The 12,374-nt window shown below is 59.8% G+C and carries 8 protein-coding genes; 2 read left to right on the top strand and 6 right to left on the bottom strand.

The features are described from left to right. Positions 1-11: 11 nt before the first annotated feature. The 4 genes from ACYP2Q_RS20345 to ACYP2Q_RS20330 all read right to left on the bottom strand — a co-directional run bounded on the left by ACYP2Q_RS20345 (position 12) and on the right by ACYP2Q_RS20330 (position 7,714). Entirely contained in the window at positions 12-716 is a 705-nt protein-coding gene (locus ACYP2Q_RS20345) for a FadR/GntR family transcriptional regulator (protein WP_459732173.1), read from the bottom strand. A gap of 84 nt (positions 717-800) precedes the next feature. Continuing rightward, positions 801-2,114, bottom strand: coding sequence for a C4-dicarboxylate transporter DctA (locus ACYP2Q_RS20340; protein WP_459732172.1), 1,314 nt, complete (start codon positions 2,112-2,114; stop codon positions 801-803). A 325-nt stretch (positions 2,115-2,439) separates the two neighbouring features. Then, complete coding sequence (gene glyA / locus ACYP2Q_RS20335) at positions 2,440-3,693, bottom strand: serine hydroxymethyltransferase (RefSeq protein ID WP_157712663.1); 1,254 nt, start codon at positions 3,691-3,693, stop codon at positions 2,440-2,442. A 232-nt stretch (positions 3,694-3,925) separates the two neighbouring features. Then, positions 3,926-7,714, bottom strand: a complete 3,789-nt coding sequence (locus ACYP2Q_RS20330) for a sensor domain-containing protein (RefSeq protein WP_459732311.1) — start codon at positions 7,712-7,714, stop codon at positions 3,926-3,928. A 345-nt stretch (positions 7,715-8,059) separates the two neighbouring features. Here ACYP2Q_RS20330 and ettA point away from each other — a divergent pair, with 345 nt between their 5' ends. Together ettA and gdhA are read left to right on the top strand one after the other, a co-directional pair. Further along, positions 8,060-9,724, top strand: coding sequence for an energy-dependent translational throttle protein EttA (gene ettA / locus ACYP2Q_RS20325; protein ID WP_459732171.1), 1,665 nt, complete (start codon positions 8,060-8,062; stop codon positions 9,722-9,724). Positions 9,725-10,047: 323 nt separating this feature from the next. Further along, on the top strand, positions 10,048-11,385 hold the full coding sequence (gene gdhA, locus ACYP2Q_RS20320; protein ID WP_459732170.1) for an NADP-specific glutamate dehydrogenase: 1,338 nt from the start codon (positions 10,048-10,050) through the stop codon (positions 11,383-11,385). Here gdhA and ACYP2Q_RS20315 read toward each other — a convergent pair. Continuing rightward, on the bottom strand, positions 11,382-11,876 hold the full coding sequence (locus tag ACYP2Q_RS20315) for a GreA/GreB family elongation factor (RefSeq protein WP_459732169.1): 495 nt from the start codon (positions 11,874-11,876) through the stop codon (positions 11,382-11,384). The two genes, gdhA and ACYP2Q_RS20315, sit on opposite strands and share 4 nt — an antisense overlap. Before the next feature lie 70 nt (positions 11,877-11,946). After that, the gene (locus tag ACYP2Q_RS20310; protein ID WP_459732168.1) at positions 11,947-12,303 is read right to left on the bottom strand and encodes a hypothetical protein; all 357 of its coding nucleotides are present in this window, start codon (positions 12,301-12,303) and stop codon (positions 11,947-11,949) included. Positions 12,304-12,374 lie beyond the last annotated feature (71 nt).

Here is a 12,374-nt window from a genome sequence, read left to right as displayed (position 1 = left end):
TCGAAGAGGGTTCAACTGCCGAGGTTGTCTTCCGGGATATTCAATTCAATGCCCATGCGCTGGCCCTCGCGAAGAATGTGCCGACGCATCTCGGCACTGGCCTGGGCGCTGTTCTTGCTGCGGATCGCCCGCACCACCGCTTCGTTTTCTTCGAGGCGTTCGGCCAGATGCTCCGGGGAATTGCGCAGCACTTCGGCGCTTTGTTTGAGGGCATTGCTGGTCTGCTGGACCACGCTCTGGAAAATCGGGTTTGAGGTCAGGGTGAACAGTTCTTCGTGGAACGCAATGTAAGCGCTCACGCCGGCTTCGCTGTCGTTGGCCTCCAGGGCTTCGCGCATGTCCATCAGGGTCAGGCGCAGTTGCCCGACTTCCTTGCTGCTGATCGATTGCGCCACCAGGCCCACGATGAACGGCTCAAGGGTATAGCGCAGCTGCAGTACGTCTTCCAGGCTTGCCGCGGCCACCGCACTGTCGTGCTGTTGGCTGTCTGCAAGATTGGCCTCCAAAACCACCACGCCTTTACCCGGCATGGATCGCACCAGACCGAGGGTTTCGAGCACGATGACGGCTTCACGCAGGCTGGGGCGGCTGATACCTAGTTGTTCGGCCAACTCACGTTGCCCCGGCAGCATGTCGCCGGAACGCCACTGACCACGGGCCAGCGCGGCCCGAAGTTTTTCTACGACTGAAGTCACGACGGTTGATGTGGTAATCACTTGATTGCTCCGTGAGTCTGTGAGGGCGGCGTCGCAGGCAAGATCAAGAGATCGCAGCCTGCGGCAGCTCCTACAGAGGTGAACTCAAAAGTCCTGTTGATGGGCGGGCATCACCGGTTTTCTCGGCTGGAAGGTATAACCCACCTGGCCGGAAAGCACCTTGTTCGCCCGTTCCACATCGATGTCTTTTTCCCAGCGAGCGATCGCCACGGTAGCTACGCAGTTTCCAATCAGGTTGGTCAGGGCCCGGCCGATCCCCATGAACCAGTCCACGGCCAACACCAACACCAGGCCTACCACCGGAATAGCCGGGATCGCCGTCAAGGTGGCCGCCAGAATCACCAGGGCCGACCCCGGGATGCCGTGTGCGCCTTTGGAGGTGATCAATGACACCAACAGAATCGTCAGCAAGTCGGTCATGGCCAGCGGTGTGCCGGTGGCATTGGCGATGAACACGATGGCCAGGGTCAGGTAGATCGAGAAACCGTCGAGGTTGAATGAGTACCCGGTTGGAATCACCAACCCGACCGTCGAGCTGCCAATACCCAGATGCTCAAGCTTGCGCATGATTTGTGGCAGCACAGCGTCGGACGAGGCGGTGCCCATGACGATCAGCAGTTCTTCACGCAGGTATTTGAGCAACGGCCACATCTTCAGGCCGGAAAGACGCATGACCAGACCGAGAATCAGCGCCACGAAGGCTGCGCAGGTCAGGTAAAACAGGCCGACCAGACTACCCAGATGCTGCAGCGAGTCCAGGCCGTATTTGCTGGTGGTGAAGGCGATGGCGCCGAATACGCCGATCGGTGCCAGTCGCACGATCATGCCCATGATGCGGAAGATCACATGGCTGAGTTCGTTGATCAGTCGTGAAATGCCCGACGCCGCCTCACCCACCAGATTCAAGGCGCTGCCGAACAGCACCGAAAACAACAGGACTTGAAGGATGTTGTTATCGGCAAATGCGCCGATCACCGACGTCGGAATCAGGTCCATCAGGAACTGCGTGGTGGTATGCATGTGCTGGCCGCGCTGGGCGATATCGCCCATGTCAGCTGCGGAAAGCTGTTCCAGATGGATGTTCGCGCCACTGCCGATGCCGGTGCTGAAAGCGAACACCAGGCCTATCACCAGAGCAATGGTGGTCAACACTTCGAAATAGATCACTGATTTCAGACCGATGCGGCCGACCTTCTTCAGGTCGCCGGCACCACTGATGCCGCTGACCACTACGCAGAACACAATCAGGCCGATGAGCATCTTGATCAGCTTGATAAAACCGTCACCAAGCGGTTTGAGCTGAGCGGAGTATTCGGGAAGGGTCAGCCCGCAGACGATGCCGAGCACCAGTCCGAGAACCACTTGGAGGAAGATTGAACGCGAGCACCATCTGAGCATGGGAGGAATCCTGGTCGGTGTCCTGGCTGCTGTGTGCGGAGCACGTCAGATTCAGGACTTAATTATTGTGGTCTTACCGGTATGTCCAGTGCAGGCGCAGTCTACGCTCGAAAATTTGCGGATTACAAGGGTATTTTGAAAAATTGGCATGACCGGTCTGACCAGTAATGCTGGTCCTGTAGGAGCTGGCTTGCCAGCGAAGGCGTCCTTAAGCCTTGCGATGGTCTATCGCCCGCATCCCATGCAATCCAGCTCCCACAAATCGCAGACCAAAAAAAACCGGCCATCACTGGCCGGTTTTTATGACTGCGGTTTAGCGGGCCGATTAAGCGCCGTACACCGGCAGTTTCTTGCAGATGGCTTTAACCTTCTCGCGAACGGCATCGATCACCGCTTCGTTGTTCAGGTCCGCCAGGATGTCGCAGATCCAGCCGGCCAGTTCCTTGCACTCTGCTTCCTTGAAGCCGCGAGTGGTCACAGCCGGAGTGCCGAAGCGCAGGCCGGAGGTGACGAACGGCGAGCGTGGATCATTTGGCACGGAGTTCTTGTTCACGGTGATGAACGCTTTGCCCAAGGCGGCATCGGCGTCTTTACCGGAGATTTCCTGCTTGATCAGCGACAGCAGGAACAGGTGGTTTTCAGTACCGCCGGAAACCACGTCGAAACCGCGCTCGATGAATACGCCGGCCATGGCCTTGGCGTTTTTCACCACTTGTTGCTGGTAGGTCTTGAACTCAGGCTGCAGTGCTTCCTTGAAGCAGATCGCTTTAGCGGCGATCACGTGCTCCAGCGGGCCGCCCTGGGCGCCTGGGAATACCGCGGAGTTCAGCTTCTTCTCGATGTCGGCGTTGGCGCGAGCCAGGATCAGGCCGCCACGTGGACCGCGCAGGGTCTTGTGGGTGGTGGTGGTCACCACGTCAGCGAATGGAACCGGGTTCGGGTAGACGCCAGCGGCGACCAGACCGGCCACGTGAGCCATATCAACAAAGAGATAGGCACCGACTTTGTCAGCGATTTCACGGAAGCGCGGGAAGTCGAGGATCTGCGAGTAGGCAGAGAAACCGGCCACGATCATTTTAGGCTTGTGTTCAACAGCCAGACGCTCGACTTCGTCGTAGTCGATCAGGCCGTTGGCATCGATGCCGTACTGGATGGCGTTGTACAGCTTGCCGGAGGACGAAACGCTGGCGCCGTGGGTCAGGTGACCGCCGTGGGCCAGGCTCATGCCCAGGATGGTGTCGCCAGCCGACAGCAGGGCCAGGTAAACGGCGCTGTTGGCTTGCGAACCGGCGTGTGGCTGAACGTTGGCGTAATCGGCGCCGAACAGTTCTTTTGCGCGATCAATTGCAAGCTGCTCAACGACGTCGACGTACTCGCAACCACCGTAGTAGCGCTTGCCCGGGTAGCCTTCGGCGTACTTGTTGGTCAGTACCGAGCCTTGAGCTTCCATCACCGCAGGGCTGGTGTAGTTTTCCGAAGCGATCAGCTCAATGTGCTCTTCCTGGCGCTGAGCTTCTTGCTCCATGGCGGCAAAGAGATCGGCGTCGTACTTGGCAATAGTCAAATCACGGCTGAACATGGCGGTCCTCAAGGATCGGGGGCAGAAAAGGGGGGCATTCTAACCCAATGGGTTTTGGAAGGCATATGAAACGACATCATGTCGCAGACAAGTGGGCTTCATGACGGGATCAGCGGTGATTGTGCCGGCCTCATCGCCAGCAGGCTGGCTCCCACACTGATTTCTGAACCCCAAATATCGCCTGTGGGAGCCAGCTTGCTGGCGATGGGGCCGGCATCCTCACCACAACAACTCAGTCGAACATGAAGAGGGCATCATTGCTGAACTGCACTTCAAAGGTGTTAGCTGGCATCGGCCGCCCGAACAGGTACCCCTGAACCTCATCGCAACCATGTTCCCTGAGGAAATCAAGCTGCTCCTGGGTTTCCACACCCTCGGCGATCACTGCCAGGTTGAGGCTATGGGCCATGGCGATGATTGCGCGGGCAATCTGCGCGTCCTGTTCCCCCGACGGCAGGCCGTCGACGAAGGTGCGGTCGATTTTCAGGACGTCGATCGGGAACTGCTTGAGGTAGTTGAGCGATGAGTAGCCCGTGCCGAAATCGTCGACCGCGATGCTCAGGCCAAGGTTTTTCAACCCGGCAAGAATCTGCATGGCTTCGCTGACTTCGCGCATCAGGATACTTTCGGTCAGCTCCAACTCCAGGCACGCGGGCGGCAGGCCGGTTTCCTTCAGGGTGTTGGCGATCCGCGTGCCGAGTTGGCCGTCGGAGAACTGCCGGGCAGAGATGTTCACCGACACCTTCGGCACGCGCACCTTCGCCTGATGCCAGGTCTTGAGCTGACGGCAGGCCTCGCTGATCACCCAGTCGCCGACATCCACTACCAGGCCCAGTTCTTCGAGCACCGGGATGAAATCCCCTGGCGGCACCAGGCCGCGGCGCGGATGACGCCAGCGCAGCAAGGCTTCGGTGCCGGTCAGGCGTTTGCCGTCGCCGCTGAATTGCGGTTGGTAATACAGCACGAACTCGTTCTGTTCCAGGGCATGTCGCAGGTCGCTTTCCAGCTCCAGGCGCTCCAGGGCGCTGGCGTTCATGTCCGCCTGATAGAACTGGAAGTTGTTCTTGCCGCGCTCTTTGGCGTGGTACATCGCCGTGTCGGCATTCTTCATCAACTGGCTGAGTTCATTGCCGTCCTGCGGGCTCAGGGCGATGCCGATACTGGCTGTGACAAAGAACTCGCGGCCTTCGAGAACGAAGGGTTTGACCAGGCTGGCGAGAATCTGCTCAGCCACGTGAATCGCCCGATTCAAGGCGATTTCACGGTTGGCCCGCGGTTGCAGGAGCAAGGTGAATTCATCGCCGCCCATGCGCGCAACGGTATCGTCATCGTCGACGCAGCCGAGCAGGCGCGTGGCCATTTCCTTGAGCATGCGATCACCCGCGGCATGGCCCAGGGAGTCGTTGATCGGTTTGAAGCGGTCCAGGTCGAGGAACATCAACACCACCCAGGACTTCTGCCGCTCGGCAGCTTGCAATGCGGTGTGCAGGCGATCCTGGAACAACGTGCGGTTGGGCAGGTGGGTCAGGGCGTCGTAATAGGCCAGGCGGTGAATCCGTTGTTCACTGGCCTTGCGCTCGCTGATGTCGCTGAAAAAGCACACGTAGCTGGCCAGGTCGCCTTCGTCGTCCAGTACCGCGGTAATGCCGACCCAGGCCGGATAATGCTCGCCATTGCGGCGCCTGAGCCACACTTCGCCTTCCCAGGTGCTGTGCTGGTTCAATTGCTTGAGCACGTAGCGCAAATGGGCTTCCTGCTGCTCGTCGACGGTGAGCATGTTCGGCAACTGGTCGAGTACCTGTTCCACGGCATATCCGCTGACACGGCTGAAGGCTTCGTTGGCCTGGACGATATAGCCGGCCGGGTCGGTGATCAGGATCGCCGAGGTCGAGTGCTCGAATACCGTGGCGGCCATTCGCAGGTCCTTCTCGGCCCGGCGTTGCTGGCTGATGTCGCGACCGACCCCCAGCACGCCTTCGAACGCACCGTGTTCGTCCCAGACCAATACCAGTCGCAGTTCGATAGGAATCTTGCGCCCGTCGGCGCGCAGGCAGTCGAACAGAAACAGTTGGGTTTGCACCTGGCTGCGCAACAGGGCCAGTTGCTCGGGTTTATCCAGGGCTTTGCTGACGCGATCCATCAGGTGGTAGATGCCGCTCAACTGTTGTGGATTGGCAATGGTCGAATGCCAGCCGTTCTGGAAGATCCACTCGACTTCATAGCCCAGTACCGCCTGCACCGAAGGGCTCACATAGTTGAGTGCCATGCGGCTGTCGGTGGAGAAAATCACGTCGCTGATGCTTTCGGCGAGCATCCTGTAGCGCTGCTCGCTGTCGCGCAACGACTCACTGGCTTCGATCTGCTCGGTAACGTCCTTGGCCACGCCAATGATGCGGGTGACCTGGTCATGCTTGTCCCGTGCCAGTGCCTGCTCGCGAATGTCGAAGCGCCGCCATTCCCCGTCCCGGTGGCGAAAGCGCAGCTGGCACTGCATCAATTGGCTGTAGCCGCCTTGCCGCTGGCTCTGGCGCGAGCGGTGGTAGTAATCGGCATCGTCAGGGTGCAGCAGGATTTCCCAGAAGTACTCGCCCATCTGTTGCAGTTCAGTGCGGTTGTAGCCCAGCGTCTGGCCCAGATGATGGTTGCTGAAGATCATTCGCTGGCTGATCACGTCTTGCACGTAAAGGTGATCGGGCACGGTTCGCACGACGTCGGACCAGAAGCCCTCGCGCTCCTGCAGCGACAGCTCGATGAGCTTGCGACTGGTGATATCGGTAATGCTCAGGATCACTGCCTTGAAGTCGTCGGGGTTTTGCGGCAGGCGTAACACCAGCCACAGATGCTGGTCACGACCGCTGGCGTCCTGCAGCTTGATTTCCAGTTCAAGCTGTTGCTGTTGCTTGTGCACCGCTTCGAGTACCTGATTGCCGATGGCGTTGCCCTCCACAGGGTTGCCATCGATCAGCAGTCTCCAGACTTGCTCACAGGTATTGACGTTAAGCAGCTGCAGGGCGACCTGATTGACCTCGGTTATGCGCAACTCCTTCAACAACTGCCGGCGCTGGTCCGGGATCGCCAGCCAGGCTTGCAGTTGCTCGTCGCGCAGCAGCTGGGCCTTGTCGAACAGGCTGCGCAGGCCCGACATATCGAGTACGCACAGGGCCACGCCGGTGCCTTCGAAAATCTCCTGGTAGCGGCGGCGACCTTCGTGCAGCTGGCGCTGGCGACGGCGCATGTTCAGCAGGACGATGAACGGCAGCATGGAAAAGGCCAGGCCCAGCAGGCACTTGCCGATGAAGGCGGGTAGCAGTTCTTCGAGTACTCGCTGACGATCGAACAGCCCGCGTAGTTGCCAGTCGCTGCCGCTCAGTGGGACGGTCAGGACGCTGTTGGCCACGTCGTCCTGGGTCAGGGTGCCCGGGTTGACCTGCGGCAGCGCCTGGTCGCGGCTGATGATCTGGTGATTGAACCGGTTTTCCACCAGCCACAGCGGAGCCGTCGCCGTTTCGTTGAGCTTGGTCAGGGAGGCGAAAAACGTCGGCTTGAAGCGCAAAGCCCAATAGCCGCGGTTGCTGCCGCTGGTTTGATGCAGCAACAGATGCACCCGCGAGCCGTCGATGGCGTTGCTGTAATAGTGGGGTTGAGCGCGACTGCGTCGGACCAGTTCCACCAGATAGTCGGCATCTTCGCTGGTGTCGACCGTGTCACTGAGGATTCTTCCCGAGGGGCTGAGCAGTGCCAGGCTCAGCAGGTCGGGCAGGGACTTTTGCAGTTTGCGCTGCAAGTCCAACAGCTCCTCGGCACTTTGCGGCTGCTCGACAATCGGTAGCAAGTTGAGGGCGATCTGCGCACTGAGCGCCATGTTCAGGCTGACTTGTGTGGCCAGGTCGGCGGTGTAGTCGATGGTGGCCTGGCGCTGGTTTTTCTGGGTCTCCCGCAACTGATCCAGCAGTTGCCAGAACAGCAAGGCGAGCAGCAGCAGCACCAGCATCGCCAGAGCGCCCTTGAGTGTGCCGCGCATGGGCGAGCCGGGTGCAACAGTCGGTGCACGGGTGATCAGGGACTGAGGGACACTGGACAAACTGTAATCCTGCGGTTTGGCTGGACTGGCGCGACGTGCACTATAAGCCGGACGCCCGAAGGGCGGCTAGCATGCCTTGAGTTGTGGCAAAGTGCCAGTCCCGCTCGGCTGGACTGCCATCCGTCATTAAGGTAGCTTTGCCGGTTACGCGGGAGCGTTCCAGCTCCTAGAATCAGGCTTTTTCAGCGTGCACGTCTTGAAGAAATTCAAGCGGACGCCACGCACGGCCTGGCCAGGCATCGCCTGCACCCTATTCATTCATCAGTCACTGACCCAAGGTTCTCCATGGCTCAATACGTATTCACCATGCATCGGCTGGGCAAAGTTGTTCCGCCGAAGCGGGAAATCCTGAAAAACATCTCCCTGTCGTTCTTCCCGGGCGCCAAGATCGGCGTGCTCGGCCTCAATGGTTCAGGTAAGTCCACCCTGCTGAAAATCATGGCTGGCGTCGACACCGAGTTCGACGGTGAAGCCCGTCCGATGCCGGACCTGAACATCGGCTACCTGCCACAGGAACCACAACTGGACCCCACCAAGACCGTGCGTGAAGTGGTCGAGGAAGCGGTCAGCGTGATCAAGGACGCCCAGGCGCGCCTGGACGAGGTCTACGCGGCCTACGCCGATCCGGATGCCGACTTCGACAAGTTGGCAGCGGAACAGGCCAAGCTCGAAGCCATCCTGCAAGCCAGCGACGGTCATAACCTGGAGCGCCAACTGGAAGTCGCCGCCGATGCGCTGCGCCTGCCGGCCTGGGATGCCAAGGTTGAAGTTCTCTCCGGTGGTGAAAAACGTCGTGTGGCCCTGTGCCGCCTGCTGCTGTCCGCTCCGGACATGCTGCTGCTCGACGAACCGACCAACCACCTGGACGCCGATTCCGTTGCGTGGCTGGAGCACTTCCTGCACGACTTCCCGGGCACCGTGGTCGCGATCACGCACGACCGTTACTTCCTGGACAACGTTGCTGGCTGGATCCTGGAACTCGACCGCGGCGCGGGCATTCCTTACGAGGGCAACTATTCGGGTTGGCTGGAAGCCAAGTCCGATCGTCTGGCTGCCGAATCCAAGCAGCAGTCGGCCCACGAAAAAGCCATGAAGGAAGAACTGGAGTGGGTGCGCAAAGGCGCCAAGGCTCGCCAGTCGAAATCCAAGGCACGTCTGCAACGCTTCGAAGAAATGCAATCGCAGGAATTCCAGAAGCGCAGCGAAACCAACGAGATCTACATCCCGGCCGGTCCACGCCTGGGCGATAAGGTCATCGAGTTCAAGAACGTCACCAAGGGCTACGGCGATCGCGTATTGATCGACAACCTGTCGTTCTCGATGCCGAAAGGCGCCATCGTCGGCGTGATCGGCGGTAACGGTGCCGGTAAATCGACCCTGTTCCGCATGCTGATGGGCAAGGAGCAACCGGATTCGGGCAGCATCGAAGTCGGCGAAACCGTGCAGCTGGCCTGCGTCGACCAGAGCCGCGAAGACCTGGACGGCAGCAAGACCGTGTTCCAGCAGATCTCCGACGGTTCCGACCAGATCCGCATCGGTAACTACGAGATCCCGTCGCGCACTTACGTGGGGCGCTTCAACTTCAAGGGCGGCGACCAGCAGAAGTTCGTCAAGGACCTGTCCGGTGGTGAGCGTGGTCGCTTGCACCTGGCCCTGACCCTGAAAGAAGGCGGCAACGTCCTGCTGCTCGACGAACCGTCCAACGACCTCGACGTTGAAACCCTGCGTTCCCTGGAAGAAGCTCTGCTGGACTTCCCGGGCGCCGCCATTGTGATCTCCCACGATCGGTGGTTCCTTGACCGCGTCGCGACTCACATCCTGGCGTACGAAGACGACTCGCAAGCAGTGTTCTTCGAAGGTAACTACACCGAGTACGAAGCCGATCGCAAAAAGCGTCTTGGCGAAGCCGCTGCCCAGCCGCACCGGGTACGCCACAAGAAACTGGCCTGATTCGGGTTGGTTGGATAAAAAGCGGAGCCTTCGGGCTCCGTTCTTTTTTTGCGGATTTTCTGGCGCCCGCGGGGAATTCATCGCTGGCAAGCCAGCTCCTACAGGTTCAGCGGTGTCCGGACCTTGACGGGCTAACTGATGGTGCAAAAACTGATATGTGAATCCCTGTTTAGGTGCAATACAGCCCGAATAAACGAATAATTTATATCCTGTGCACCATTTAATTTCACAAATGCGACATTCTGCGCTGTTCCTGTGCGCGATTGGTTTGTTAAAGTCCGGCTCAATTCTTCCAACGACAATAAATTTGCCGAGACTTTTCCATGATCGAATCCGTCGACTCCTTCCTTGCCCGCCTGAAAAAACGTGACCCGGACCAGCCTGAATTCCATCAGGCCGTCGAAGAGGTGCTGCGTAGCCTGTGGCCCTTCCTGGAAGCCAATCCACACTATCTGACCTCCGGCATTCTTGAGCGCATCTGCGAGCCTGAGCGGGCCGTGGTGTTCCGCGTGTCCTGGGTCGACGATCACGGCAAGGTGCAGGTCAATCGCGGTTTCCGTATCCAGATGAACAGCGCCATCGGCCCGTACAAGGGCGGTCTGCGCTTCCATCCGTCGGTGAACCTGGGTGTCTTGAAGTTCCTCGCCTTCGAGCAAACCTTCAAGAACTCGCTGACGTCGTTGCCGATGGGCGGTGGCAAGGGTGGCTCGGACTTCGACCCGAAAGGTAAGAGCGACGCGGAAGTCATGCGTTTCTGCCAGGCCTTCATGAGCGAGCTGTACCGCCACATCGGTGCCGATGTCGACGTGCCGGCCGGTGACATCGGCGTCGGTGCCCGTGAGATCGGCTTCCTGTTCGGCCAGTACAAGCGCCTGAGCAACCAGTTCACCAGCGTCCTGACCGGCAAAGGCCCGAGCTACGGCGGCAGCCTGATTCGGCCGGAGGCCACTGGTTTCGGTTGCGTGTACTTCGCTGAAGAAATGCTCAAGCGTCGCGGTGAAACCGTCGAAGGCAAGCGCGTGGCGATCTCCGGTTCCGGCAACGTTGCGCAATACGCTGCGCGCAAGGTCATGGACCTGGGCGGCAAAGTGATTTCGCTGTCCGACTCCGAAGGCACGCTGTACTGCGAAAGCGGCCTGACCGAAGCGCAGTGGCAGGCGGTGCTGGAGCTGAAAAACGTCCAGCGCGGACGCATCAGCGAACTGGCCGGTCGCTTTGGCCTGGAGTTCCTGGCGGGCCAGCACCCTTGGGGGCTGAGCTGCGACATCGCGCTGCCGTGCGCCACGCAGAACGAACTGGATGCCGATGCGGCACGTGCGTTGCTGCGCAACGGCTGCATCTGTGTGGCGGAAGGCGCGAACATGCCGACCACCCTCGACGCCGTGGATCTGTTCATCGAAGCAGGCATCCTGTTTGCGCCGGGCAAAGCGTCGAATGCCGGTGGGGTGGCAGTCAGCGGCCTGGAGATGTCGCAGAACGCCATGCGCCTGCTCTGGACCGGTGGTGAAGTGGACAGCAAACTGCACGCGATCATGCAGTCGATCCACCACGCTTGCGTGCATTACGGGGAAGAAAACGGTCAGGTCAACTACGTCAAGGGCGCGAACATCGCCGGTTTCGTCAAGGTTGCCGACGCCATGCTCGCCCAGGGCGTGGTTTAAGCCGGTTCGATGCGGACCACTTCTATCAGCTGATTGCCAGCGGGGCGTTGCCAGAGCACTTCATCGTGCCGTTGCGCGCCCAGCAATGCCCGACCCAGCGGCGAGCTCCAATTGATCAGGCCATGGGCTGCATCGGCCTGATCTTCGCCCACCAGTTGCACTCGGTGTTCGGTGTCAGATTCATCGACGTAAGTCACCCAACTGCCGATCTGCACTTTCTCCGTCGAAGTGGCTGGGGGCACCACCTGGGCGCTGCCCAGTCGCTGCTTGAAGTAGCGCAAATCACGTTCGAGATCGGCCAGGCGCTGCTTGTCCGCCTGATCGCCCTTGGCTGCTTGCCCGGCATGCAGGGCTTGCAACTCGGCGACTTTGTCCTGCAACTGGCTCAGGCCGTGCGGCGTGACATAGTTGGGCTGCGTGCTGACTTGCCGCTCGACCGGCTGATCGGCTTGCGCAGCAGCGTTATCTTCATTGACGAATGCCCGGCTCATGGTTTTCTCCCGTATTAGGGTTTTGGCCATGCTCGCAGGCATTTGGTTTCACTGGATGTCTGGAAGCGACTCATGGCGAGCGATAGGCTCGGGCGGCGTCCTGGTCCTTCTGTCGCTGCCAGTCCTGGTCCCGTTCGTTGGAGTGGCTGTTGCTGTAGCGTTCACGGTCCTCGTTCTCGCGCATGGCCTGACACTGGCGAAAGCCATCGCTCCAGCCTTCGGCGTAGTTTTTGTCCTTGAGGTAACGCGGTACGTTTTTACGAAATTCGCCAGTAATGGCACCAGCGGCCTGGCGGCCACTGCTGCACCCATCATCGAAGCCGTCGGCGAATGCCGGTGGATAACCCTTGGCGATCAGATCCTGGTGGGTTGTCTGGCAACCTGCAATCAACATCAACAAACCCAATACCGCTGTGCGACGCCACATCTCGGACTCCCGGGCCGCAATACGGCCTGTGGGGAAAGTCTAGATGTGGGTTCGTCAGCGGGGTGTGAAAG

The sequence above is a fragment of the Pseudomonas sp. MHK4 genome (assembly GCF_054600775.1).
This window is presented reverse-complemented; position numbering and strand designations above follow the sequence as displayed.

Coding starts and splice junctions, on each gene's coding strand:
- glyA (WP_157712663.1), bottom strand. CDS start 3,693: ATGTTCAGCCGTGATTTGACTATTGCCAAGTACGACGCCGATCTCTTT.
- ACYP2Q_RS20330 (WP_459732311.1), bottom strand. CDS start 7,714: ATGCGCGGCACACTCAAGGGCGCTCTGGCGATGCTGGTGCTGCTGCTG.
- gdhA (WP_459732170.1), top strand. CDS start 10,048: ATGATCGAATCCGTCGACTCCTTCCTTGCCCGCCTGAAAAAACGTGAC.
- ACYP2Q_RS20310 (WP_459732168.1), bottom strand. CDS start 12,303: ATGTGGCGTCGCACAGCGGTATTGGGTTTGTTGATGTTGATTGCAGGT.
- ACYP2Q_RS20340 (WP_459732172.1), bottom strand. CDS start 2,114: ATGCTCAGATGGTGCTCGCGTTCAATCTTCCTCCAAGTGGTTCTCGGA.
- ACYP2Q_RS20315 (WP_459732169.1), bottom strand. CDS start 11,876: ATGAGCCGGGCATTCGTCAATGAAGATAACGCTGCTGCGCAAGCCGAT.
- ettA (WP_459732171.1), top strand. CDS start 8,060: ATGGCTCAATACGTATTCACCATGCATCGGCTGGGCAAAGTTGTTCCG.